22 protein-coding genes and 1 riboswitch are annotated in these 25,525 nt (G+C 59.6%); of the genes, 14 read left to right on the top strand and 8 right to left on the bottom strand.

Going from position 1 to position 25,525, the window contains the following annotated elements; translation table 11 throughout:
• Positions 1-16: 16 nt before the first annotated feature.
• The 3 genes from N2601_RS08485 to glf all read left to right on the top strand — a co-directional run bounded on the left by N2601_RS08485 (position 17) and on the right by glf (position 4,767).
• A complete protein-coding gene (locus N2601_RS08485) occupies positions 17-2,305 on the top strand; it encodes a capsular polysaccharide export protein, LipB/KpsS family (RefSeq protein WP_158704460.1) in 2,289 nt (762 codons plus the stop codon).
• Positions 2,306-2,365: 60 nt separating this feature from the next.
• Positions 2,366-3,505: a DUF707 domain-containing protein gene (locus N2601_RS08480; RefSeq protein WP_260303885.1), complete on the top strand. Its 1,140-nt coding sequence runs from the start codon at positions 2,366-2,368 to the stop codon at positions 3,503-3,505.
• Between the two features lie 86 nt (positions 3,506-3,591).
• On the top strand, positions 3,592-4,767 hold the full coding sequence (glf, locus tag N2601_RS08475; protein WP_104823390.1) for a UDP-galactopyranose mutase: 1,176 nt from the start codon (positions 3,592-3,594) through the stop codon (positions 4,765-4,767).
• Between the two features lie 107 nt (positions 4,768-4,874).
• Here glf and bmt read toward each other — a convergent pair whose 3' ends face one another.
• The 5 genes from bmt to N2601_RS08450 all read right to left on the bottom strand — a co-directional run bounded on the left by bmt (position 4,875) and on the right by N2601_RS08450 (position 10,216).
• Entirely contained in the window at positions 4,875-5,888 is a 1,014-nt protein-coding gene (gene bmt, locus N2601_RS08470) for a betaine--homocysteine S-methyltransferase (RefSeq protein ID WP_104823389.1), read from the bottom strand.
• Positions 5,889-6,054: 166 nt separating this feature from the next.
• Positions 6,055-7,107 (bottom strand): quaternary amine ABC transporter ATP-binding protein, encoded by a 1,053-nt coding sequence (locus tag N2601_RS08465; protein ID WP_104823388.1) that lies wholly within the window; start codon positions 7,105-7,107, stop codon positions 6,055-6,057.
• Complete coding sequence (locus tag N2601_RS08460; protein ID WP_104823387.1) at positions 7,100-8,011, bottom strand: ABC transporter permease; 912 nt, start codon at positions 8,009-8,011, stop codon at positions 7,100-7,102. Before N2601_RS08460 ends, N2601_RS08465 begins: the two co-directional genes overlap by 8 nt.
• A gap of 244 nt (positions 8,012-8,255) precedes the next feature.
• Positions 8,256-9,254 (bottom strand): ABC transporter substrate-binding protein, encoded by a 999-nt coding sequence (locus tag N2601_RS08455; RefSeq protein ID WP_104823386.1) that lies wholly within the window; start codon positions 9,252-9,254, stop codon positions 8,256-8,258.
• Positions 9,255-10,072: 818 nt separating this feature from the next.
• Positions 10,073-10,216: a hypothetical protein gene (locus tag N2601_RS08450; RefSeq protein ID WP_162950158.1), complete on the bottom strand. Its 144-nt coding sequence runs from the start codon at positions 10,214-10,216 to the stop codon at positions 10,073-10,075.
• 233 nt (positions 10,217-10,449) lie between these two features.
• Between N2601_RS08450 and N2601_RS08445 the strand changes: the two genes are divergently transcribed.
• Entirely contained in the window at positions 10,450-11,904 is a 1,455-nt protein-coding gene (locus N2601_RS08445; RefSeq protein ID WP_104823385.1) for a cobyric acid synthase, read from the top strand.
• Here N2601_RS08445 and N2601_RS08440 read toward each other — a convergent pair.
• The gene (locus N2601_RS08440) at positions 11,901-13,697 is read right to left on the bottom strand and encodes a chloride channel protein (RefSeq protein ID WP_104823384.1); all 1,797 of its coding nucleotides are present in this window, start codon (positions 13,695-13,697) and stop codon (positions 11,901-11,903) included. The two genes, N2601_RS08445 and N2601_RS08440, sit on opposite strands and share 4 nt — an antisense overlap.
• 181 nt (positions 13,698-13,878) lie before the next feature.
• Positions 13,879-14,276: riboswitch (cobalamin riboswitch) on the top strand.
• Between the two features lie 143 nt (positions 14,277-14,419).
• Here N2601_RS08440 and cobU point away from each other — a divergent pair.
• Genes cobU through cobO form a run of 7 tightly spaced genes read left to right on the top strand, consistent with a single transcriptional unit; the run spans position 14,420 to position 21,684 of the window.
• Positions 14,420-14,947 carry a bifunctional adenosylcobinamide kinase/adenosylcobinamide-phosphate guanylyltransferase gene (cobU, locus tag N2601_RS08435; protein ID WP_104823383.1) on the top strand — a complete coding sequence of 176 codons (528 nt, stop codon included), beginning with the start codon at positions 14,420-14,422 and terminating at the stop codon, positions 14,945-14,947.
• 5 nt (positions 14,948-14,952) lie between these two features.
• Positions 14,953-16,002, top strand: coding sequence for a cobalamin biosynthesis protein CobW (gene cobW / locus N2601_RS08430; RefSeq protein ID WP_104825123.1), 1,050 nt, complete (start codon positions 14,953-14,955; stop codon positions 16,000-16,002).
• 57 nt (positions 16,003-16,059) lie between these two features.
• Positions 16,060-16,341 carry a type II toxin-antitoxin system RelE/ParE family toxin gene (locus N2601_RS08425; RefSeq protein ID WP_104823382.1) on the top strand — a complete coding sequence of 94 codons (282 nt, stop codon included), beginning with the start codon at positions 16,060-16,062 and terminating at the stop codon, positions 16,339-16,341.
• An 11-nt stretch (positions 16,342-16,352) separates the two neighbouring features.
• Positions 16,353-16,652, top strand: coding sequence for a HigA family addiction module antitoxin (locus tag N2601_RS08420; RefSeq protein WP_104825122.1), 300 nt, complete (start codon positions 16,353-16,355; stop codon positions 16,650-16,652).
• Between the two features lie 24 nt (positions 16,653-16,676).
• On the top strand, positions 16,677-20,447 hold the full coding sequence (cobN, locus tag N2601_RS08415; RefSeq protein ID WP_104823381.1) for a cobaltochelatase subunit CobN: 3,771 nt from the start codon (positions 16,677-16,679) through the stop codon (positions 20,445-20,447).
• Positions 20,444-21,043, top strand: coding sequence for a dimethylsulfonioproprionate lyase family protein (locus tag N2601_RS08410; protein ID WP_104823380.1), 600 nt, complete (start codon positions 20,444-20,446; stop codon positions 21,041-21,043). The genes cobN and N2601_RS08410 overlap by 4 nt, the downstream gene beginning before the upstream one ends.
• Entirely contained in the window at positions 21,040-21,684 is a 645-nt protein-coding gene (gene cobO / locus N2601_RS08405; RefSeq protein ID WP_104823379.1) for a cob(I)yrinic acid a,c-diamide adenosyltransferase, read from the top strand. The genes N2601_RS08410 and cobO overlap by 4 nt, the downstream gene beginning before the upstream one ends.
• 4 nt (positions 21,685-21,688) lie before the next feature.
• Here cobO and N2601_RS08400 read toward each other — a convergent pair whose 3' ends face one another.
• Positions 21,689-22,423: a helix-turn-helix transcriptional regulator gene (locus tag N2601_RS08400; protein WP_104823378.1), complete on the bottom strand. Its 735-nt coding sequence runs from the start codon at positions 22,421-22,423 to the stop codon at positions 21,689-21,691.
• A 72-nt stretch (positions 22,424-22,495) separates the two neighbouring features.
• On the opposite strand from N2601_RS08400, the gene N2601_RS08395 reads away from it, so the two are divergent.
• Positions 22,496-22,837 carry a hypothetical protein gene (locus N2601_RS08395; protein ID WP_158704459.1) on the top strand — a complete coding sequence of 114 codons (342 nt, stop codon included), beginning with the start codon at positions 22,496-22,498 and terminating at the stop codon, positions 22,835-22,837.
• Complete coding sequence (locus N2601_RS08390; protein WP_104823376.1) at positions 22,822-23,934, top strand: DNA alkylation repair protein; 1,113 nt, start codon at positions 22,822-22,824, stop codon at positions 23,932-23,934. Before N2601_RS08395 ends, N2601_RS08390 begins: the two co-directional genes overlap by 16 nt.
• Before the next feature lie 21 nt (positions 23,935-23,955).
• On the opposite strand, the gene N2601_RS08385 is transcribed toward N2601_RS08390, so the two are convergent.
• On the bottom strand, positions 23,956-24,741 hold the full coding sequence (locus N2601_RS08385; RefSeq protein WP_104823375.1) for a TSUP family transporter: 786 nt from the start codon (positions 24,739-24,741) through the stop codon (positions 23,956-23,958).
• 166 nt (positions 24,742-24,907) lie between these two features.
• Between N2601_RS08385 and N2601_RS08380 the strand changes: the two genes are divergently transcribed.
• On the top strand, positions 24,908-25,312 hold the full coding sequence (locus N2601_RS08380) for a cobalamin biosynthesis protein (protein WP_104823374.1): 405 nt from the start codon (positions 24,908-24,910) through the stop codon (positions 25,310-25,312).
• Positions 25,313-25,525: the final 213 nt, after the last annotated feature.

Raw genomic sequence — 25,525 nt, 5'->3', positions numbered from 1 at the left:
CAAGGAAGGACTTCTTATGCAAATCAACTCGGGCTGGAATCTCGCTGTGTCCGGCGAACAACTGATGCCTCTGGGAGCGCCGGAAGGATCGGCTGCCGCAGGTCAGGGGCGCATCGCCGTCGATCTCGAAGTTCCAGTGACATGGTTTCCAATCGCCCAGGACGGAGACCGCCATCGCTGGATGTTCGTGCGCCTGTGTTCCGTTCTTGCGCAGCGCCCGGTTTCGGTGAACATGTCGCTTGTCATGGGTGGCGTCCATCACATGCCACGCAATGCACCCGAGGGCGGCATCGTGCTTTCGTACCATTCGGTGGGCGACGAGCCGAATGTATGGCGCATCAAGGAGACGCCTATTGCCGGATGGTATTCCTTCGATGCCAACGGTTTCTCGGGCTGGAGTTCGCTTGCTCGCTTTCCGCAGAATCATGCCCCCGCAATCGACCGCATGGACACCCATGCCGCGCGTCAGCGTATCGGAGCGTTGCGCGACGAGCTGCGCAAACGCAATTTGTCCAAATACAATCAGTCCTCGGAAAGTTTCGACGTCTCTCGTCCCTATGTCTATTTTCCGTTGCAGAAGGTGGATGACCCGGTCGCGGAATTCTGCCGGCTGAATACGCTTGAGGTCCTTTATCGCGCGGCGGAGCTGGCGGATCAGACCGACACCTTGCTGGTCGTGAAGCGTCACCCTCTTTGCGAGAGCATTGTCATCGGGCAAACGCTGGACGATCTGCGTCGGAAGTTCAGGAACGTTATTGTCTCCAACGCCTCGATTCACCGCCATCTCGAAGGCTGCAATTCCGTTATCGTCGCCAATTCGGGCGTCGGCATGGAAGCGCTCCTTTACGGAAAGCCGGTCTTTTCTTTCGCGGCGAGCGAATATGAGCTGGCAACGACCGCGGTCTCGTCTCTCGATGAGCTTCACAAGGCATTCTCAGCCGTCTTGCCCGCCGATGATGGTCGCGCGGCGAGGTTTCTCGCATATTATCTCGATCACTGCTGCTTCTCGATCTACGATATCTCCACCATCGAGCAGCGCGTGGACCACGCGCTTTCGAAGATTTCCCGCCCGGCCGGAATCATGCCGCACGACGATCGCAAGGAGCTCTTCCGGGCATACGGCCAGGTCGAAGACTTCAGGCGCATGTTCACCAAGTCTCAGGCGGAACTCGCCAATGTGCAGAGAATCGCCCGCCAGGCCGTCGAGCTTGCCGACCGTCTAGCCGCCGAAAAGAATGAAGCTGTCCGCCCGGCCGGACATGCGGCGGATGCCGATGTCATGCTGGAAGCGGCAACCCAGGCGGCTATCACCCTGCATCAGGCTGCCCTTGCGGCAAGTATCGGCGAAATGGTCGTCGGCAACACCTCGCGCGAAGCATTCATACGCTATGCGGAGCTTGCCGTGAAAATGCGTGGGAATCCGCTCGCCGAGGCTGCCATCGATGCCGAATTGCTGCGCAGCGGCTACGCATCGGGGTTGGATCCCGCCGTCGCCCACCGGAACACCACGGCAAACGACTATCAGCGCCTGCATGACACCGCCAAAGGCTATCAGGAAAACAACTGGCTGGTCGATCACTGCGATATCATCAACATGGCATCTCCGAGAGTGGTCGTAGAGGTTGGTTGCGGCAATGGCCGGTTCCTGCACGAGATCGCGCGCCGCGTAGAGACTGTCATCGGGCTCGATTGGGCTCGATCAGCGCAGATGGGAGAACTTCCGGCCAACGTCATGTTCCGGACGACGAATGTCCTCGTCGACAATCTCCCGCAGGGTGATGTCTGCTGCTCGGCCGACGTTCTTGAACATTTCGAGCCGCGTGTGCTGCCGCAGCTCCTGCGCAAGATGCACGGCAGTGCGCGAATCAACTATCACGTTATCGCCTGCTACGATGACGGACACAGCCATTGCGCGGTTCTCCATCCCGGACAATGGCTTGGCCTGTTTAAAAGCATCGACCCGGCCTACGAGCTTGCCGCCGTGGTGACGCGGCCATCCCGTCCCGATCGTCTGGTTTGCGTGATCACCAACCTGAAGCAGGCCCCGGACCAGTTTCCGAATCTCGGTCGCATAGTGGGCACCTGGGCGACCAATACGGGTCAGCAGGTGACGTTCCTGAACGATTTCACCGTCCGCGTCGGCGGGCAGGCTGTCGCGACCTGGTTCCCCATGGCGGACGGATCCGCTGCTATGAACTGGACCAATTCGAAGATGATCGATCTGCTGCGGCCTGCTCCGGATGGCCGGGTCATGCAGATCAACAATCTGAACGGCGAGGCGTACGAGGTACATCGCGTCAATTGAGTGTCGTCCCGCCAGGGCAGCCGGACGAAAATCAGACAGGCCGAGGAATAGGGGCAATCCATGACATCATTTGCCGCGAGTAATCTGCAAACTCTTTCGCATGCGGAGCGTGTGGCAATTGCAGAACAATGGGCTGATGCTCCGCCTTTGCAGGCAGAGATGCTTTCAGGCACATTCTGGCAATTGAGCGATCTGAACGGGCGGCAGTTGTTGCCGTTCGTCGTGCTTGCCCCCGAGGGAATTGTCGGCAACGCCTTTCACGGATCGCTGGATCACTGGTACGTGGCCAATGGTAAACTTTGCATCCTCGACAGCCAGGGGATGCCGACGATCGTATTCACCGCGGCTCGTGTCGTGAATTCGGTGGTCGTGGCGCTTGCCGGCCACGCCGTCCTTGGCGGCGTCGAAGCGATCTACATTCTGAACCTCGTCGATCATCCGCCGCATCCGGTATCGCTGACATCGCCTCATATCGCGCGTCGGGCGATGTTCCTCAAGCAGCCGCCGGCGGCTGCGCGCCGGGCAAATCTCGTTGTCGTCCGCGCCAACGGTTCATCCCTGCATCCGCGCTGGTTCGACGGGCTCGACGACAATACGCGCACCTGGGATCTCTGCGTAAGCTGGTACGGCGACGAAACCCCCGACGCATCGGTTTCGCCGGAATACCTGACCCATGCGCCGAACCAACGGAAATTCAAACCGATCTTCGATCTGTTTTACGAAGGCAGCCCGCTTTGGGATTACGATCGCATCTGGTTGCCCGATGACGATCTGCTATGCAGCGGATCGGATTTGAACAAGATGTTCCATTTGTCGCGCAAATACGGGCTCGATCTGGCTCAGCCATCGCTTCGCCAGGAGCCCGGTTGCCACATCAATCATCCGATAACCGCTCAGCGCCAAGGGGGCGACGTCCGCTTCGAACCCTTCGTCGAGATCATGTGCCCGCTCTTTTCGCGCCGGGCACTGCGCATTTGCGTCGGCAGCATCAAGGATGCGGTTTCGGGCTATGGCCTGGATCATTTGTGGCCTTCATTCCTTGGCCGGCCCGCGGCGCGCATGGGCATCATCGATGCGGTCGGTATCGTTCATACCCGGCCGATCGGCGCGAGCTATGACGTCCGGTCTGCAATTGCCGAGCAGGCGGCGCTCTGGAATGCCTATGGGTTTACCTACACGAGAATTCCAGGCGTGAACTGATGCGCCCAGCTGTGTGGCCATGTGTCGTGGGCGCAGCCGAGCCAGCAAGCTGATTTCCTTTCCAATCCCGGGGACCTGAAAGTTTCATGATCGATTTTTCCAACATTGACCTGCTGATCGTCGGCGCAGGTTTCTATGGCGCGACGATTGCCGAGCGGGTTGCGAACCAACTGCAAAAGAATGTTCTTCTGATCGATCGCCGCAGTCATATCGGCGGTAATGCCTATAGCGAATTCGACAGCGAGACCGGGATTGAGGTTCACCGTTACGGTGCGCATCTTTTCCATACGCCGAACGAAACGGTCTGGACCTATCTGAATAGGTTCACCGGATTTACCGATTACAAGCATCGGGTCTATTCGACCTATCGGGATCAGGTTTATTCGATGCCGATCAATCTCGGCACCATCTCCCAGTTCTTCAACCGGCGTCTTTCTCCGGCCGAAGCGCGGACGCTGATCGCGGACCAAGCGGCCGAGATGGCAGGGCGCAACCCGGCGAATCTGGAAGAGAAGGCGATTTCCCTGATCGGTCGGCCCTTATACGAGGCGTTCATCCGCGGCTACACCGCAAAGCAGTGGCAGACCGACCCCCGCGATCTGCCGGAGCATATCATCACGCGGCTGCCGGTCCGCTACACCTACGACAACAGATATTTCAACGACAAATACGAGGGTCTGCCGGTCGACGGATATACGGCGATCTTCGAGCGGATGCTGAAGCATCCCAAGATCAATATCGCCCTTGGTGTTGATTTCTTTTCGCTGAAATCCTCGCTGCCGCCGAATCTACCGATCGTCTATACAGGGCCGATCGATCGGTATTTCGACTATTCGGAAGGGGAATTGGGCTGGCGCACGATCGATTTCGAACAGGAGACCGTCAACACCGGCGATTTCCAGGGCATGGCGGTCATGAACTATGCCGATGAGACCATCCCCTATACGCGCATCCTCGAGTTCCGCCACTTCAATCCCGAAAGAAGCTATCAGACGGAAAAGACCATCATCGTAAGGGAATATTCGCGCTCGGCGCAGCGAAAGGATGAGCCCTATTATCCGATCGACACCCGGCAGGATAAGGATGTCTTCCTGCGATACCGGGCACGCGCGGAAGCGGAAACCAACGTCCATTTCGGGGGACGGCTCGGCACCTACCGATATCTCGACATGCACCAGGCAATCGGCGCGGCCCTGAAGGCGTTCGAGAGCCGCGTCGTTCCGCATTTCACCGAGGGCCGTATCCTCGGCGGCGAAAAATAGGCTTTGAGCTGAACTCAGAGGATCAGCATGTACATCGTTTTCGGACGATGCCATCATTCGAGATGTGGGCGGAATGACCATCTAAAGGACATTCCGCCCGATTGTTTTTATCCCCGGCGACGGCGCTCGCGCGTCGGGGCGGCGCCACCTTCGTTGGCGGTCTTGTTGCGCAACGGGCCGATCCGCTCGACGATTGTTTCCAGCGTCGGGCGCGGACCGGGCGTATAGCTGTCGAGCGCCTCGCGCATGGCGGCGAGGTGGCCGCAGGAGGTGCCGCAGCAGCCGCCGATGATCTTTGCGCCGGCATCGCGGGCGAGGCGGGCGTAATCGGCCATCAGCGGCGGCGTGCCGGAATAGTGGATCTCGGCGCCGCGATATTCCGGAATGCCGCAATTGCCCTTGACGATCACGGCCGCAGCAGGATCGGCATCGGTCATGTCGAGCAGGCTCGAGAGGATATCCGATGCGCCGACGCCACAATTGGCGCCGACGGCGAGCGGGCCTTCGCCAACATCATTGGCGACACCGTGAATATCCTTCGGATGCAGGCCCATCATCGTCTTGCCGGCGGTGTCGAAGGAGCCGGTATAGGTGTAGGGCAGGCCGACCTTGACGGCGGCTTCGGCGGCGGCGCGGATTTCCTCCGGCGACGACATGGTCTCGATCCAGGCGACATCGACGCCGCCGGCCTTCAGGCCTTCGATCTGCTCGGCGAAGGCGGCAACGGCGTCCTCATAGGTCAGCGCACCAAGCGGCATTAACAATTCGCCGGTCGGGCCGACGGAGCCGGCGACGATGACCTTGCGGTTAGCCTTGTCGGCGACGGCGCGGGCGATCTCGGCTGCCTGCTTGTTCAAGCTGTGAACGCGGTCCTGCGCATGGTGCAGCTTCAGCCGGTGGCGGGTACCGCCGAAGGTGTTGGTGAGAATGATGTCGGCGCCAGCGTCGACGAAATCCTGGTGCAGTTTGGTGATCCGCTCGGGATGCTGCTCGTTCCAGAGTTCCGGCGCTTCACCGGCCTCCAGGCCCATGGCGAAAAGATTGGTACCGGTCGCGCCATCAGCGAGCAGCACGCCCTTTTCGGCAAGAAGATCGGTCAAGGGATTGGCTGTGACGGTCATGGCGTCTCCTCGAATGCGTCGGATAAATCGGATTGAAATGCAGATATAAACATTTCTTTATATGAGTACAATGCCGGGATAAAGGCAGAGGTTACCCGATAATGCGATGGACAAGAAAAAAGCGCCCAGGGTAGGGCGCTTTTTCGCTTCACGATGGAGGTTCGTTTCAGGCGGCTGCCATCTGCGCCGCTTCATGTGTCGTCGGCGTCACCATGGCGGCAATGATGGTTTGCAGGTCGATTGCGCCGATCGGCCGGCCACCGGCATCGGTGACGACGGCAGCGGTCTGTCCGCCGTCGGTCATCTGTTTGGCCGCCATTTCCAGCGTCATGTCGCCGGATATGCGTACGCCGTGCGCCTCGCCAACAATCGGCTTCATGATCGTCTGAGCCTGGATAACGCGGCCGCGATTCACTTCCTTGACGAAGGCGGTGATGTAGTCGTCGGCAGGTTTCAGCACGATTTCCTGGCCGCTGCCCTGCTGCACGACCTTGCCGTCCCTAAGAATGGCGATCTTGTCGCCGAGGCGCAGTGCTTCGTCGAGATCGTGGGTGATGAAGACGACGGTTTTCTTCAACTCCTTCTGCAAGTCGAGAAGCACGGTCTGCATGTCGACACGGATCAGCGGGTCAAGTGCTGAATAGGCTTCATCCATCAACAGGATGTCGGCATCGTTGGTGAGCGCGCGGGCAAGGCCGACGCGCTGCTGCATGCCGCCGGAAAGCTGGTTCGGATAGTGGTTCTCGAACCCCTTCAGGCCGACGCGCTCGATCCAGTATTGGCCTTTCTTCTGGCTTTCGGTCCGGGCCACGCCCTGGATGTCCAGGCCGTAAATGGTGTTTTCGATCACCGTGCGGTGCGGCAGCAGGGCGAATTTCTGGAACACCATCGCCGTCTTGTGACGGCGGAACTCGCGAAGGGAATTTTCGCCCATCTTGCAGACGTCGACGCCGTCATAGAGGACTTCGCCGGCGGTTGGTTCGATGAGCCTGTTGATATGGCGGATCAGCGTCGATTTGCCGGAGCCGGAGAGACCCATGACGACCGTAATGGCGCCGGCCGGCATATCGATATTGATATCCTGCAGGCCGAGGACATGGCCATGCGTCTCATTGAGTTCGGCCTTGCCGATGCCGTTTTTCACCGCATCCACATAGTCGCGCCCACGCGGACCGAAGATCTTGTAGAGGCTTTTGATCTGGATCGCATGACTAGCCATGGATGACCTCCGAGTGCTTCTGGAGCCGTCTGCCGTAGGCCTGGCTCGTGCGGTCAAAAATAATGGCGATCGCGACCAGGGCGAAGCCGTTGAGGAAGCCGACAGTGAAGAACTGGTTGTTGATCGCCTGCAGCGTGTTCTTGCCAAGCCCGCCGACGCCGACCATTGAGGCGACGACGACCATGGCGAGCGACATCATGATGGTCTGATTGATGCCGGCCATGATGGTGGGCAGCGCCAACGGAATCTGCACGTTGAACAGCTTCTGCCGGTGCGACGAGCCGAAGGCGTCCGCTGCCTCAAGCACTTCCTTGTCAACGAGGCGGATGCCGAGATTGGTTAGCCGGATCATCGGCGGAACGGCATAGATGACGACAGCGATCAGGCCAGGGACCTTACCGATGCCGAAAATAACGACGACGGGGATGAGATAGACGAAACTTGGCATCGTCTGCATCACGTCGAGGGTAGGGTTGATGATCGATTGCAGCCGATCGGAACGGGCCATCAAAATGCCGATCGGCAGGCCGATGACGATCGCGATCAGGGTGCAGACGGTCACCATGGCAAGGGTCACCATCGTGTCGCCCCAGAGGCCACAGACGCCAATCAGGATCATGGAAATGGCGGTGCCGGCGACGATCTTGAGATTACGGCTGGCGGCGTAGACGACGGCCATCATGACGAAGAGCACAATGAACCAAGGCGTATTGGTGAAAAGCCATTCCAGATAGTTCAGAAACCATTGCAGCGGCTGAACCACGGCATCGATGACATTGCCATAAGCCCGCACTATTCCTCTGAAGCCATCATCGATATTCTTGCGCGCGGCGCGAATGAGAGTGTCGTCGATCGCCGGAAAATTACATAGAACATCCGGCAAAAAACTACATTGTATAGCCATGAAATTCCCCTTCTTGTCCGGTTTTGACCAGCCCGTGCGTGTGGCCTTCACGTGCGGATGGTGGGCAGCGCTGCGACCGGTTCGTCAGACTGCTGTTTATTTTTTTACACCATTTGAAGGCGCCATCCTGCGCTTGTTGCGACCTAAGGCCGCGTTACTCCGTCGATATGGGCGTCGACGCCGCGGCTGCGAATATGGAACTGGCGGCCGACGCAGTGCCGGCCGCCAGTCCACGCGTTTCATGTCAAAGCGAAGCCTTCACCTTGGTGGCTACTTCTGGAGATACCCACTTGGTCCACATATCGGGGTAGGTCTTCAGGAAGTATTTTGCGCCGTCTTCGTTGGTGCCCTGATTGTCCGTCATCCAGGCCAGAACCTTGCCGACCGTGCCGTTGTCCCATTTGCGGGTCTTGACGTAATCCATGGCAATACCTGCCTTGGAGGCAAACGCCTTGGTCACGACGGTATAGACGTCGGAAACCGGATAGGAGTTGACCTTCGGATTGGCGCAATCCTGGATGGCCGTGCAGGCATCCCATTCCTTCTTGTCATGCGGCACGTTGAAGCTCAGGCGCACCATCTCGTACTTGCCGAGGATCGCGGTCGGAGCCCAGTAGTAGCCGAGCCAGCCGGTCTTCTTTTCGAAGGCGTTGGCGATCGAGCCGTCGAGACCAGCGGCCGAGCCGGTGTCCACCAGCGTGAAGCCGAGCTTCTCGGCGCCAAGCGCCTTATAGAGATTGGCCGTGGAAATCTGGCAGTTCCAGCCCGACGGGCAATTGTAGACTGCGCCCTTTGAGGAATCTTCCGGGGCGGGGAAAAGTTCCGGATGCTTCAGCGCGTCCTGAACGGTCTTGATATCCGGATGGGCGTCGGCCATGAATTTCGGAATCCACCAGCCTTCGACGCCGCCGTCGCTGAGAAGGGGGGCGGCCTCGATCAGGCGGCCTTCGGAAACGGCCTTGTCGAGCGCGGTGCGCACGGCATTGACCCAGAGTTCGGGCGCGACATCGGGCTCGCCCTTCTCGTCCATGGAGGCGAAGGTCGGCTGCGTGTCGCCGGTGACCAGCGTCACGTTGCAGCCATAGCCGTTCTGCAGGATGATCTTGTCGACCTGCGCGGCGACGCCGGCGGACGCCCAGTTCATTTCAGCAATTGACACGTCGCCGCATTCCGCAGCCTGCGCCGAGCCAGCCAAAGCATAGGCACCAAATGCAAAGATGGCGGAAGCAATGAGCTTCTTCATTGGATAATGTCTCCCAGTTCTCGTTAAGTTACGGGAATCGACTCCAGCAGACATGATGCCTGCCGATCCCCCGTCAGCGTGGTCGCACCACAACCGTTCACTCGCCGCTGACGACGTCTGTCCGGTCCCCTGTTTTTCAGTCGTGCGCTTGCTCTTTATGCGGCTACGAACCATGTCGCGACCGTGCTCTTTTTCGCATCGACAGGATGCAGCCTAAGGATTTGAGTGAAGAAATCAACCTGCCGTCGACCGTGCGGGCTTACCACGCCTTGTCGAAAAGCTTATATAAGCGCTTGAATTAGCCTGTTTTCTGCTATTCATGGCTGTAAAATGGTTATGGAAGAGGCAAGCGAACCCGTAGCGATTAAACATCGCTAAAATATCGCGCCCGGCAAAGACCTTTTTTATTCCATTCGCGCCGTTTTCAGTCTGTCGAGGCAAGCCGAAAAAAATTCAAAAAATTTTCGGATTCATCCTTATTTAAGCTCTTAATAACCCTCCGGTAACGATGTCCGGCTATCAATCTGGACGTGGCGGGGGACAAACCTGCCTCTCCGGATCAGGTAGTGCGTACCGGAGGAAGCGAGCCTTGCAGTGTGAAATGCAAGCGAGCCGGCGTTTTTGGCAAACCGCGTCGATCTGGAGATCGCGCGGTTTTCGCGTTTTGGGCTTAGGCTAACGGTCTCAGGCAGAATCGATATAGGATATTCCCGAGGTGCGGACGGACCACGGCGCACCTGAATGGCGGAAACAGCAAAGCCGCCTATGCTCTCGCATGGCGGCTTGATGTGCGGTCGGTTGGCGGCCTTGACGGCCTATCAACCGACGCTGTAGGTGCGGATGAAACCGATCGGGCCGAAGCGGGTATCGAGCTGCTGCAGGCGGCTCTCGGGGCGGCGCGACGGCAGTTTCGAATTCCAGGCGATCTGGATGGAATTCTTGTTGTTGAAGATGAAGAGCATCGGGGTTTCCTCGGGCCGGATCGACCGGCATTCGTTGTTTGATTGGCGACGGAGATAATCCTCTTCAGTGCGCCGAACAATGGATGAAGTCGTCATCGAATGTCGCAAATAGAGTATGTGAGGACGTGATGCTTTTTTGCCTCGCAGATCCGGCTTTTCGCTGTTAATCATCGCGGCAGAATCAAGGCGAAACCAGGGTTTTCGGTCGTAGTGCCATATCGGAGCGATAACGGATGACGAAGGCGATCATGCTGCAGGGGACCGGCTCCGATGTCGGAAAAACGGTATTGGTCGCCGGACTCTGCCGGCTGTTTGCCAACAGGGGCGTTCGGGTGCGCCCTTTCAAGCCCCAGAACATGTCGAACAATGCCGCGGTCGCCGAGGACGGCGGCGAAATTGGCCGGGCGCAATGGCTGCAATCGCTGGCCGCGCGCGTGCCGTCATCGGTGCATATGAACCCGGTGCTGCTGAAGCCGCAATCAGAAACCGGCAGCCAGATCATCGTGCAGGGCAAGGTCTGGGGGCAGGCAAAGGGCAGGGATTACCAGGCGCTGAAGCCGCAATTGCTCGGCGCCGTGCTGCAAAGCTTTGCGACCATGCGCGCCGGTACCGATCTGGTGATCGTCGAGGGCGCCGGTTCGCCGGCCGAGATCAATCTCAGGAAGGGCGATATCGCCAATATGGGTTTTGCCACCCGCGCTAATGTCCCGGTCGTGCTCGTCGGCGATATCGATCGCGGGGGCGTGATCGCTTCGCTGGTTGGCACCCATCATATCCTGCCCGAGGAAGACCGGCGGATGATCCGTGGCTACCTGATCAACAAGTTTCGCGGCGATATCTCGCTGTTCGGCGAAGGGGTGGATGCCATTGGGGGCTTCACTGGCTGGCCTTGCTATGGCGTCGTGCCCTGGCTAAAGGCGGCGGGCCGGCTGCCAGCCGAGGATTCGGTCGTGCTGGAGCGGCTGGCGCGCGGCTCGGATGGCGCGTTGAAGATCGCAGTGCCTGTCTTGCCGCGCATCGCCAATTTCGACGATCTCGATCCGCTGCGCGCCGAGCCCGATGTCGATCTCGTCTTCGTGCGCCCTGGCGAGCGGTTGCCCGCGGACGCAGGACTCGTAATCCTGCCGGGCTCGAAATCGACCATCGGCGACCTGATGGATTTGCGGGCGCAGGGGTGGGATCAGGATATAGCTGATCATGTCCGCCGCGGGGGCCGCGTCATCGGCATTTGCGGCGGTTATCAGATGCTCGGCCGCGTGGTGCATGATCCGCTCGGCATAGAGGGATCGGTGACGGAGATACCGGGGCTTGGCCTGCTCGATGTCGAGACCGAGATGGCGCCGGAAAAGACATTGCGCAACAGCGTGGCTTTTTCCAGGGAATACGACGCACCGCTCTCGGGCTATGAAATCCATCTCGGCGTGACTCGCGGCACCGATTGCGACCGGCCCTCGACGATGATCGACGGCCGGCCGGATGGTGCGCTTTCCAGCGACGGCCTGATCATGGGCACCTATCTGCACGGGCTTTTCACCAGCGACGCCTACCGGGCAAAGCTGCTTGCAAGCTTCGGCCTGACCGGCGAGCGGATGGATTACCGCGCCGGCGTCGAGGCGGCTCTGGACCAGATTGCAACGGAGCTGGAAGCGGTGCTTGATCCGGCCTGGCTCGACAGCCTCGTGTACTAAATTTCGCCCGACACTTCGCGGCGGCGGCGGTCGAGTTCTTCGCTGTAGCGGCGCAGCGTATAGCTCTCGGTGAGCAGGCCGATCACCTTGCGCTCGATCAGGTCGTTGATCACCACCAGTGCTTCGCTTTGCGTCTGGTCGAACAGGGCGGCGGCCTGCTTGGCGTTCATCTGCGGCTGCAGGAAATCGTTGCGATGGCGGATGAAATCGGCGAGGCCGTGTTCCTCGTCGTCCTTCTCGACCGGGCTCGCATAAATGTCCGGCATCAGCACCATGCCGGCATATTTCTCGTCCTTGTCGATAAGAATGACGCGCTGCGCCGAGCCGATCGGAAAGCGGTGACGAAATTCCTCGATGCTCGTGTTGACATCAGCCGTGTGGACGTCCGGGCGCATCATGCGGACGACCGTCAGATTGCGGATCCAGCCGACATCATGGGCGCTGCGGATGCTTTCGCCGCGCAGATGGAAGCGCCATGTTGCGAAGGAATAGCCGAAGGTGGTGCGCACGACGAGCGACGAGGTAATGACGGCGGCGAGCACCAGGGCGGTGATCGGAAAATCGCCGGTGATCTCCAGCGCCAGGAAGGTCATGGTCAAGGGGCCGCCGATGATGGCGACGGCAAGCGAGCTCATGCCGACCACGGCATAGACGGCCGGCGTCAGTGTGGCGTGATCGAAATAGGGGCCGCAATAGGCGAAGATTTTGCCGAGCAGCGCGCCCATGAACAGCGACGCAAAGAACAAGCCGCCTCTGAAACCGGATCCGATCGACACGGCAGAGGCCAGTGATTTCAGGATGAAAAGTCCGGCCAATGCGCTGAGGGTCACATTTGTCGACAGGTTGAGATGCAGTGCGCCGTGGCCAGCCGACAGAACCTGCGGCGAGATCAGCGCCAACAGGCCGACGACAAGGCCGCCGAGCGCGGGGCGGAAGGGCGGTGCGATGGAACTCTTGCGTGCAAACTCTTCGACCCAGGCGACGCCTTGCATGATCAGGATGCCTATACCGGCGCAGAAAGCACCGAGCAGGACAGCCGGAAGATAGTCGGCAGGGACGATCGCACCGAAATGATCGATGTCGATGGCGAAGTCGTCACCGGCGAGCAATCTTGCGATCATGGTCGATATCAGCGCTGAGACGACGACCGGCGTCAGGGTGAGGATGGAATAACTTCCGATAATCAGCTCGAAAGCGTAGAAGGCGCCGGTGAGCGGCGCATTGAACGCGGCGGCGATGGCGCCGGCAGCGCCGCAACCGACGAGCATGCGCAGGTCGGCGCGGCGCATCTGCATCTTATAGCCGAATTTCGACGCAATGCCGGCGGCAAGCTGCGTGTAGCCAGCTTCAAGCCCGACCGACGCGCCGAAACCGTTCGAGATCAGGTTTTGCACCGCAACGAGGATACTATCGGTGAGCGACATACGGCCACCGTGCAGCGCATTGGCTTCGATCGGGTCGACCATCGGCTTCTTGCGCGTGCGCGACAATATATAGAGCAAGATGCCGAGGATGATGCCGCCGGCTATGGGCGCGATCAGAAGCACCGACTTGTCTGGTATAGCTACCGCTGCCGAACTCAGGCGCTCATAGTCGGTGATCCCATAGATGGCGCTGTGAAGCTTGCGCGAGACAAAGCTCATCGCTGTTACGGCGCAACCGGAGACTATTCCCGCCAGGGCGCCGGCGAAAACCAGCCCCAATTCGCCACGACGCAGCAATGCCCTGAACCGACCAAGTTCGAATAGGGCGGAGAAGACGCCGAGGCGGCGCGGTTGGAATTTCTGCAACATGGGGAACAGACGACAGTTTTTTGCTCAAAGCTACGTGCTTGGCTTCTATAAACTCCTAACATCAAAGAAATACGGCAAAAAGAGCGCCAAACCGCTGCGACTTTTATGCATATTTCGCCGTTAGGACAGCCGATGTCGTATCGGCCGGCCTTGATTGACTTGCCGGGACCGAAAGCCTAATCATTGCGGCATAACGAATGGTTCCCGAGCGGCGATCTGTCGCATGGGATGAAAAGGGAATGTGAAGGGGCGGACCCAACTCGGGCGTTCTCATCACAGCCGACCCCGCGACTGTAGAGCGGTCAGGGTCTTTCATCCGGTTTGGGGGGTATTTTGCTGATGGTCCGCGTGGTGCGGGCAGGTGAAAGCAGCTTCGAGCCGGAAAAGCCACTGGCGTGGCATCATGATCAACCAGGGCTGGACGCCTCTAATTCTACGAATCGTCCGCCTTTTCATGATGTTTGCCGGGAAGGCGAGGGAGATCCGCTGGTGCAGGAGCGGAGGCGACCGATTTCGGTTTGCCCCGCTTGCTGCGCCTCATCCGCGAGCCAGGAGACCTGCCATACGTGCCGGGCACAAGGCCCACCCCAGGGACGGATGTCTCGGCTGCCAGCACGGAGGTTGTCATGGCGCGAAATGAATTTTGGGCGCGCAGGCGCCTGCTTTGCGGCTTTGGCGGCATCGCGCCCGCGGTCGCCTTTGTGTCGGGGCGGAAATAGCCGATGCTATCCTCACCGTCCCGCGCCGTTCTTGTTCTCGGCGGCGCACGCTCCGGTAAATCCCGATTCGCCGAATCGCTGATCTCGGATACCGGCCTCGATCGTCATTACGTGGCGACGGGCCAGGCCTGGGACGACGAAATGCGCGATCGCATCGCACAACATCGCGCCGAACGGGGTGATCTTCTCTGGACGACGCATGAGGAGCCGCTCGATCTTACGGCGCGGCTGGCGGCGATCGACGGCGAGGACCGCGCTGTTCTCGTCGATTGCCTGACGCTTTGGGTCACCAACCTGATGATGGCCGAGCGCAACATCGCGGCGGAATTTTCCGCTCTCACAGAATTTCTACCAGGCGCAAAGTCGCGCCTCGTCCTCGTTTCCAATGAGGTCGGGCTCGGCATCGTGCCTGAAAACCGTATGGCACGCGAGTTTCGCGATCATGCCGGCCGGTTGCACCAGATGCTCGCGGCGGCAAGCGCCGAAGTCTATTTTATCGCGGCGGGGCTGCCGCTGAAAATGAAGGGTTGATCTGCATGAATCAGGAAAAAATTCCCGCCACCGTCATCACCGGCTTCCTTGGCGCCGGAAAGACGACGATGATCCGCAACCTCCTGCAGAACACCGGTGGGAAGAAGATCGCCCTGATCATCAACGAGTTCGGTGATCTTGGCGTCGATGGTGACGTGCTGAAGGGCTGCGGCGCGGAAAACTGCACCGAGGACGACATTATCGAGCTGACCAACGGCTGCATCTGCTGCACGGTCGCAGACGATTTCATCCCAACCATGACCAAGCTTTTGGAGCGTGATGCGCGTCCCGATCATATCGTCATCGAGACTTCCGGTCTGGCGTTGCCGCAGCCCCTCGTCGCTGCTTTCAACTGGCCGGATATCCGCACCCAGGTCACCGTCGACGGCGTCATCACCGTGGTCGATAGCGCCGCTGTCGCCGCCGGCCGTTTTGCCGATGATCACGATGCTGTCGAAGCCCGTCGTGTCGAAGACGAATCGCTTGATCACGAAAGCCCGATCGAGGAGCTGTTCGAGGATCAATTGCACTGCGCCGATCTTATCGTTCTCAACAAGACCGACCTGATCGATGTCGCTGGCCTTGGTCGCGTCCGTACCGAAGTTGCCTCTCGCACCGCCCGCAAGCCGACGATCATCGAAGCGAAAAATGGTGAGGTTCCGGCCGCCATCCTCCTCGGCCTCGGCATCGGCACCGAAGGCGATATCGCCAACCGCAAATCACATCACGAGCTGGAACACGAGGACGGCGCACCGCATGATCATGACGAATTCGACAGCTTCATCGTCGAGCTCGGCCCGATCGCCGATCCGCTTGCCTTTATCGAGAACTTGAAGGGCGTGATTGCCGAACACGATGTCCTGCGCCTCAAGGGTTTTGTCGATGTGCCCGGCAAGCCGATGCGCTTGCAGATCCAGGCCGTCGGCAGCCGCATCGACCATTATTTCGACCGCGCCTGGACGCCGGGCGAAGAGCGTCAGACGCGGCTTGTGGTGATTGGGCTGCACGAGATGGACGAGGAGATCGTGCGCAAGGCGATCGAGCAGTTAGCTTGATTTTGTATCAGGTCATGATACATTGGATATACTGCTTAGGCGGAAGTTGAGATAGCGGTGATCGTTTCATACAAGGGGAAGTTCGCCGAAGCTGTGGCCTCAGGAAACGTGCCAAAGGGCTTTCCAGCCGACCTCGTTCGTTCCGCGCAACGCAAGCTGACGATATTGAACTATGCGGTTGTGCTGGACGACCTGCGATCGCCTCCCGGCAATCGGCTGGAGCGTTTGCAAGGTGATCGTTCTGGCCAGTATTCGATCAGAATCAACGATCAATGGCGCATTTGCTTCCTATGGACCGAAGCTGGACCGCGTGATGTCGAGATCGTGGATTATCACTGATGGAGCGTAACATGACCGAGACCAAACTTCCGCCGATCCATCCGGGTGAAATCTTGCGGGAGGAGTATCTGAAGCCATTGACGATGAGCGCCGGTGCTTTGGCGAAACATCTTAACGTGCCTCGAACGCGTATTGAGAGGCTGGTTTCGGAGGACACCGGGGTCACGCCGGATACGGCACTTCGGCTCGCGCGGTTTTTCAGCACGACGCCAGATTTCTGGATGGCGATGCAAACGGGTTATGATCTCGCGATCGCGCAAGCGGAAAAGAGCGATGTATTCGCAGCCATCAAGCCGCTTGAAGCGGCTTAAATCAATGAAACGAATTGGGGCGGCATGCATCTCCTCCTAGCGCAAAAGGGAACGATCAGCGATGGCGAGGAGGCGATTGATCTTGGCCAGTCGCCGGGCGATATCCTGTTTCTGTCGGCCGCCGATACGGAGCTTGCGGCGATCGCTGCCGCCCATGGGCAGGGGGAAGCCGCCTATTCGTTGCGGCTTGCGAGCTTGATGAGCCTCAAGCATCCGATGTCCGTCGATACCTATATCGAACGGACGGCTCGGCATGCGAAGCTGATTATCGTCAGGGCGCTTGGCGGTGCCAGCTATTTCCACTATGCGCTCGAGGCGTTGCATGCCTGCGCCGTACGCAGCGGTGCGCTTATCGCGGTACTTCCGGGAGATTCCAAGCCTGATCCCGGGCTGACGCCGTTCTCCAATGTTGCGCTCGAGGACCTCAACGCGCTTTGGTCCTATCTGATCGAAGGCGGCGACGCGAATTCTCGTGACTTTCTCGGCTACGCCGGGGCGTTGCTGTCGGGCGCCGAAAAACCGGCGCCGGCCGCTCCGTTGATGAAGGCGGGGATCTGGTGGCCGGGCAGGGGCGTGATTGGGACCGAGGAGTGGAGAAATATCTCAGCATCTTCGATGGTAGCGGGAGAGGGATTTGAACCCCCGACCGTCGCTATTTCGTTCTATCGTGCCCTCGTGCAAAGCGGTGAAACCAAGCCGGTCGAAGCCATGATAGAGGCGCTGATCACCGAGGGCATGCGGCCGCTGCCGGTCTTTGCCTACAGCCTCAAGGATCCGGTTTCAGTCGGCATTCTCGAAAGCGTTTTCGGCGAGCTGAAGCCCGACGTCGTGATCAACACGACCGGTTTTGCCGTCTCGGCGCCGGGCGCGGATCGGCAGCCGACCGTATTGGAGGCGAGTGACGCCGTCGTGCTGCAGGCGATCTTTTCGGCTTCATCGCGAGAGGCTTGGGATGCTTCGTCACAAGGGCTTTCCGCACGTGATCTCGGCATGAATGTCGCGCTGCCGGAGGTGGATGGGCGCGTACTGGCTCGTGCCGTCTCCTTCAAGGCGGCGGCGCGTTATGATGATCGTGTCGAGGCCAATATCGTTGCCAGCGAGTCGGCAGCCGACCGCATGCGCTATACCGCTCGATTGGCGGCCAATTGGGCGGGATTGCGCAAAACGCGCCCGCAAGATCGGCGGGTGGCGCTCGTCATGGCCAACTATCCGAACCGCGACGGACGGCTTGGTAACGGCGTCGGGCTCGATACGCCGGCGGGCACGATGGAAGTGCTGAAAGCTATGCAGGCGGCGGAGTATCCGGTTGCCGATCTGCCTGCCGATGGCGATGCGCTCATGCGGCACCTGATGGACGGGCCGACCAATTCCGGCCACGACGGCAAGGTCGTACGCGAGACCATTTCTATAAGCGAATACAAGAATTTCCTCTCATCTCTTCCTATTCAGATTCAGGACGAGACTACTGCGCGTTGGGGTGATCCGGAGAGCGATCCCTATGTTCGCGAAGGTGCCTTTGCACTGCCCTTCACCCGCTTCGGCGACGTGCTGGTGGGTATCCAGCCAGCGCGCGGCTATAATATCGATCCGAAGGAAAGCTATCATTCGCCGGACCTCGTGCCGCCGCATGGCTATCTCGCTTTCTATGCATTCCTGCGCCGGTCTTTCGGCGCGCATGCCGTCATTCATATGGGCAAGCATGGCAATCTCGAATGGCTGCCGGGGAAAGCCCTGGCGCTGTCAGAAACCTGCTATCCCGAAGCGATTCTCGGGCCGTTGCCGCATCTCTATCCGTTCATCGTCAATGATCCAGGCGAGGGCACGCAGGCCAAGCGCCGCGCGAGCGCCGTGATCATCGACCACCTGACCCCGCCTTTAACACGCGCCGAAAGCTACGGCCCGCTCAAGGACCTCGAAGCGCTGGTGGACGAATACTATGAGGCTTCCGGCGGCGATCCCCGCCGTATTCGGCTGCTGCGCAAACAGATTCTCGATCTGGTCACCGATATCGGCCTGGATCAGGATGCCGGCATTGCCAAAGGCGAAGGTGAGGATGAGGCGCTGAAGAAGCTCGACGCCTATCTCTGCGACCTCAAGGAAATGCAGATCCGTGACGGACTGCATGTTTTCGGCGTTTCGCCATCCGGAAGGCTGCTCACGGATTTGACGGTGGCCCTGGCGCGCGTGCCGCGGGGATTGGGCGAGGGCGGCGATCAGAGTTTGCAGCGGGCGATCGCGCGGGATGCGTTGGTGCAGCCTACGTCGTTCGATCCTCTGGATTGCGATATGGCGGACGAATGGCTCGGCCCGCGCCCATCTATCCTGCAAGACGCCTCCGATGCGCCCTGGCGCACGCAAGGCGACACTGTCGAACGTATCGAGCTGCTGGCCGCTCAACTCGTTTCACGCGGGATGGTCTGTCCAGAGAGCTGGGTAAACACCCACATGGTTCTTGAGGGGATTTTCTCGCAACTGCAGCCGTCCATTCTCGCGTGCGGCGATGCGGAGATTGCCGCCTTGATAAAAGGCCTCGACGGCCGGTTCGTGCCGCCCGGCCCCTCAGGGGCGCCGACACGCGGTAGGCCAGATGTTTTGCCGACGGGTCGGAATTTCTATTCCGTCGACAGCCGCGCCGTGCCGACGCCGGCGGCCTATGAGCTTGGCAAGAAGTCGGCGGAGCTGTTAGTCCGCCGCTACGTGCAGGATCACGGTGAGTGGCCGGTTTCCTTCGGGCTGACGGCCTGGGGCACGTCGAATATGCGCACCGGCGGTGACGATATTGCCCAGGCGCTGGCCTTGATCGGTGTCAGGCCCGTCTGGGACATGACCTCGCGGCGCGTTACCGGCTATGAGATTATTGCGCCGGCAAAGCTCGGGCGGCCGCGTGTCGATGTGACGTTGCGAATTTCCGGCTTCTTCCGCGATGCCTTTCCGGAGCAGATCGCACTGTTCGACAAGGCGGTCCGCGCGGTCGGGGCGTTGGATGAGGATGCCGTGGACAATCCCATCGCGGCACGCGTGCGCGGCGAGATTAGGCGGCTGGAGGCGGCAGGACTGGACGAGGCTTCGGCCAGCAGGCGAGCTGGCTACCGTATCTTCGGTTCCAAGCCCGGCGCCTATGGAGCCGGACTGCAGGCATTGATCGACGAGAAGGGCTGGGAGCGTCGCGCCGATCTGGCGGAGGCCTATCTCGTCTGGGGCAGCTATGCCTATGGCGCAGGCGAGGACGGGAAAGCCGAGCGCGGCGTGTTCGAGGAGCGGTTGCGCTCGATTCAGGCGGTGGTGCAGAATCAAGACAATCGAGAGCACGACCTGCTGGACAGCGACGATTACTACCAGTTTGAAGGTGGTATGGCGGCTGCTGCGGAGCAGCTCGCGGGCGCTCGTCCGTCGATCTATCACAACGACCATTCCCGCCCGGAAAAGCCGGTTATCCGCTCGCTGGAAGAGGAGATCGGCCGTGTCGTGCGCGGCCGTGTCGTCAATCCGAAGTGGATCGATGGCGTGATGCGCCATGGTTATAAGGGCGCCTTCGAGATTTCAGCCACGGTCGACTACCTCTTCGCTTTCGCCGCAACCACGGGCGCCGTGCGCAATCATCATTTCGAGGCGGTCTATCAGGCTTTTGTCGTCGATCCCCTGGTGCGCGATTTCATGGCGGAGAAGAATCCGGCGGCCTTACGGGAGATGCAAGAGCGTCTGCTCGAAGCGATCGATCGCCAACTCTGGACGCCACGCAGCAATTCGGCACGGTTCGATCTGGAGACTTTGACTGACAAGGAGGTCGTAGCTTGAGTGCGGTCGACGATCTTCTTCAAGCCTTCCAGCGCTATGTCGCTTCGCGGAGCGATCCCATATTGAGGCGTTTCATTGCAGGCTTTGATTGGCGGATGGGCGGGCGGTTACTTGCGGCACGTAGTCTGCCGGTCGTGAGTTATCTGAACGATCTCCACCGGCCAGCCGATGTCGCGGAAAGTGAATTGTTTTCCAGCCTCGTAGGTGCGGCAGACGCATTGCACTGGGCGCAGACCTATAACATCGCTGATTTCGGCGCCGATTTTCTGCAGAGATACTGTTGGGTCGAGCTTTTCGGCACGCGCGGCCACTTCGTCAGCGATGAAATGGCCGGCGGCTTTCTGCTGCTCGGGCCAGATGTGCATTATCCGGATCACCATCACATCGCCGAGGAAATCTATATTCCGCTGACGGAAGGCTCACTGTGGAGCAAGGACAGTCAAGCCTTCCTGCCGCGGTGGACAGGCGAAATCATTCATCATCCCTCGGATATTCGCCATGCGATGCGAACCGAGAGGACACCGCTGGCGGCGCTTTACCTTTGGCGTGGCGGGCCGTTAGCGCAGAAATCGACAATTGCAGGGAGAGTAGAATGAGCGAAGAACCAACCGAAACGGGCACTGAAGCACCGAAGAACGATGACGCACGCCATGCCGACAAGATGGCCAAGAAAAAGGCCGCGCGCGACAAGATCATGGCAACGAAGACGGACGAGAAGGGACTGATCATCGTCCATACCGGCAAGGGCAAAGGCAAGTCGTCGTCCGCGTTCGGCATGATTTTCCGTCACATCGCTCACAGGAAGCCGTGCGCAGTGGTGCAGTTCATCAAGGGCGCGATGTGGACCGGCGAGCGGGATCTGATCGAAAAGCATTTCTCCGATATCTGCCAGTTTCATACCATGGGCGAGGGGTTCACCTGGGAGACGCAGGATCGTGCCCGCGACGTGGCGGCCGCTGCGGCAGCCTGGGAGAAGGCCAAGGATTTGATTCGCGACGAGCGCAATTCGATGGTGCTTCTCGATGAGATCAACATCGCGCTCCGCTATGATTATCTCGATATCAACGACGTCCTCGACTTCCTGAAAACGGAGAAGCCGTACATGACGCATGTCGTTTTGACTGGCCGCAACGCCAAGGAAGAGCTGATCGAGATCGCCGACCTCGTCACCGAGATGGAGCTGATCAAGCATCCGTTCCGTTCCGGCATCAAGGGGCAGCCGGGCGTCGAATTCTGAGGAATTAGAGAAGCGAGGCGCTTCGGTCCGCGGCGGCGATGTAGATCTTCGGATCGCCGATGCGAAAGGTTGCCGGCTGGAGTTCTGCCGCGCGGATGCGATCGACGCGGAAGGTTCTGATGTCATCCCGCAGGTGATCCCAGGTGATGAGATACCAGACGGGCGCATTCAAATAGAGGAATTGCGGCTCGATCCGGCGGCTGGTGACAACGCCGTCGCCGGCCTCGTAATCGATGATCACCTGCCGCTGCTCGAAGAAGGCTTGGGATATCAGTGCAAGATTGGCGCGACTTGGCGGCACATAGCTGTTGACGACATTGAGCGTTGCCGGCGCACCGACGATGATGCGGCGGCGCAGGTCGCGGATGCGGCCCTGATAGCCTTCGGTGAAGGCGGCGGAGACCTTGCGCTTGATCGACGTCAGATGTTGCAACAGCAGAGGCGAACCAACCTTTTCGGCGATGGTGATGCTGAGCAGCAGGTCGATCGTTTCGAGATGATCGAGATGCAGCCGGCCGAGCGACCAGCTACGATGCAATTGCATGCCGCCGCCGCGGCCGCGGTCGGCATCGATCGGCAGGCCACTTTGGCGCAGTAGCGCAATGTCGCGGTTGAGCGTGCGCAGGCTGACGCCCATCTCGGCAGCGAGCTCGGCGGCTGTCGCGTGCTCACGTTCGCGAAGCAGCCCTTTCAGCTCTTCCAGCCTGTTCAGCCTTGTTCCATCCGCCGTGCGCGCCATTGCTGAAATATGTCGTTATCTGTCCTATTAAGCAATAAGCGATGGGCATCTGACTGAACCCGAGGAAAGACGATGACGGGAAAAGTTATGGAATGGGCGCCGTTCAAGCTCCGCGCCGACCTATCCGAAGGTGCGCTTCTGGAAGCGGCTGCGAGAATGCAGGATCGTTTTCTGAAGCTCCAGCCCGGCTATATCAATCGCGAACTGGTGCGCGGCTGTGATGGCGGCTATGTCGATGTCATCTGGTGGCGCTCTCATGCTGATGCGGTGGCCGCTCTGCCGAAGGTGCATGCGAGCAAGGATTGCCTCGACTATTTCGATCACATGCAGATCGATGCCGCCAATGCCGGCACCAGCGTGCTGCATTCGAACAACTGCGAAGCTTTTGAGGGGATGGCATGGCTGAACGCCTGAAGGATCGCTTCGGTGCAGAGGTGCCGGCCCGTATCGCCGAAATGATCGGTGCGGTGCATCCGGCATTCGACCGGAAAGGCTTCGTTGCGGCGACGCTTGATGGATACGAGCCGCTGGAACTGATGGATCGTGGGCGAGCGATAGCGCGCACGCTCAAGGTGTTTTTGCCGGGAGATTATTCTGAGGCGATCGATATTCTCGTTCGCTCGCTGGGTCCGGAAATGAATGGCAGCGACAATTTCGGCATGACGCCGTTTCTTTATCTGCCACACACGATCTTCGTTGCCGACAACGGCATCGATCACTTCGAGCCGTCCATGCGGGCGCAATATGAGCTGACGAAGCGCTTTACCGCTGAATTCTCGGTCCGCACCTTCCTCGACAAGAGGCAGGAGGAGACGTTGGAGCGGCTGCGTATGTGGGCCAGCGATGCCAATGTGCACGTCCGGCGGCTGGTGTCGGAAGGTACGCGGCCACGTCTTCCATGGGCACAACGGCTCCGCGCCTTTCAGGCTGATCCGGCGCCGGTGCTTGAGTTATTGGAATTGCTGAAGGACGATCCGGAGCTTTATGTCCGTCGTTCCGTCGCCAATAATCTCAACGATATCGGTAAAGATCATCCCGGCGTTCTCATAGAGACGGTACGCCGCTGGAGCATTGATGCGCCGCGGGAACGTCTGCGCCTGATCCGTCATGCGCTGCGCTCCGCCGTCAAGCGTGGTGAGGCCGATGCGATCGGCGCTATGGGTTATTCCGCCGTCGAAGGCATTCGCGTTGGCAGTGCTGAGATAATGCCGGCGAAGGCGCAGATGGGCGACATCGTCCGCATCGGCTTTTCCCTCGTCAACGAGGGAGAAGCTGCGCAATCTCTGCTCGTCGATTTTGCCGTGCACTTCGTCAAGGCAAACGGCATGGCAAGGCCAAAGGTCTTCAAGCTGACATCAGTATCCTTGGCGCCCGGTGAAACGGCACAATTCTCCAAGGCATTGCGGCTGGATGACCTGACGACGCGCAAACATTATCCTGGTCTCCATCGGATCGATGCAATGGTGAATGGCGTGGCGATGCAAGTCGGGGAGTTCGTGTTGGGCCAGTAAGCGCCTCAAAGCCGCCTGATACTAGAACCCCAGCCAGACGCGAACAGGATTGGTCGGGTCGGCCAGGAGCTTGATGGCGAAGGCGATGCAGACGACGACCAGCAGCGGCTTGATCAGCCTTGCGCCGATGCGCATGGCGAGTCGTGAGCCGGCCTGAGCGCCAAGGAACTGGCCGAGACCCATGGTGAGGCCGACCTTCCATAGGATGACGCCGGAGAAGATGAAGACGATCAAGCTGCCGAGATTCGAGCCGAAATTCAAAAGCTTCGTATGAGCCGTCGCCTTCAGCATGCCGAAGCCGACGAGCGTGACGAAGGCGAGCATGAAGAACGAGCCAGTGCCAGGTCCGAAGGCGCCGTCATAGAAGCCGATCAGCGGCACGAAGGTGAACCCGAAGAGCGTTGCGCTCATGCGGCCGTGTTTTTCGATATCGTTGAGATTGGGCTTGAAGGCGAAATAAAGCGCGATGGCGATCAACAGGAACGGCAAGATGATGCGCAGGACATCGCCGGGCATGATCGTCGCCAGCGCAGCGCCCAGCATGCCACCGATGACAGCCATCAGGGCCATCGGCAATTGCGTGCGAAGCCGCACATGGCCCTGGCGGGCATAGGCAATAGTCGCCGAGGCGGCACCAAAGATTGATTGCACCTTGTTGGTGCCGAGCGTCTGCAATGGCGGAATGCCGGCAAGCAGCATGGCTGGTACGGTGATAAGTCCGCCCCCGCCGGCAATGGAGTCGACAAAACCGGCAAAGAAGGAAGCGGCGAAGAGCAGAAGCAGCAGGTGAAGGGTGATGTCTTGCAAGGGCGGGGAACTCGACGGCGTGAAGTTGAGACGTCTTCTGGCACTGCAAACACATTAGGGCAATTGCTGTAGGGACACACCGGGCGAAATTGACGGGCAGGGGGGTGGACACGAACGCGCGACAAAGGAGACTATGCCCAATCATAACCGCCGTCGCTGAGGCCCCATGACGACTCTTGATCCTTTCACCCGCCGCTACATCCTCGGTCTCGGCTGCGAGCGCGGTACGGACTGGAACGATGTGCGCCTGCTTGCCGAACGGGCCTTGCGGGAGGGTGGGATAGAGGTCGCTCAAGTCGTCGCGATCGCCTCCATCGATACGCGAAGCAACGAGCCCGCAATCGTAGAAACGGCCGCTCATCTTCAATTGCCGCTGCATTTTTTCGACGCGGCCACCCTGGAGCGCGAGACGCCTCGTCTGAAGAACCCGTCCGAACTCGTCTTTGCGCGTGTGGGCTGCCACGGTGTCGCCGAGGCGGCCGCACTGGCGGCGGCCGGACCCGTTGCGGAGCTTGTTCTTCCGAAAATCAAATCCGATTTTGCTACCGCCGCAATTGCGAAAATCGGCTGAATTTTCGGCTGATTGGCATCGATTTGCCGCAATCTGTGGCGAATTCGCACGAGATTGTATCCGATATTGCAGAAATGGCGTCTGCGGCTATGGTGAGGCATTTCGCTGAGCACGGCTCTCGTGCGCCCCGGTGATTTCGGAGCATGATCCCCAAAAACTGCGGCGCAGCCTTTGGACAAGATCAAGCTGGTCAAAAGGATAACAAGGAAAAAT

The sequence above is a fragment of the Rhizobium sp. CB3060 genome, assembly GCF_025200735.1.
In the GTDB taxonomy this organism is placed as follows: Bacteria; Pseudomonadota; Alphaproteobacteria; order Rhizobiales; family Rhizobiaceae; genus Rhizobium.
The sequence above is the reverse complement of the archived record's forward strand: the minus strand, read 5'-3'. Positions and strand labels throughout refer to the sequence as shown.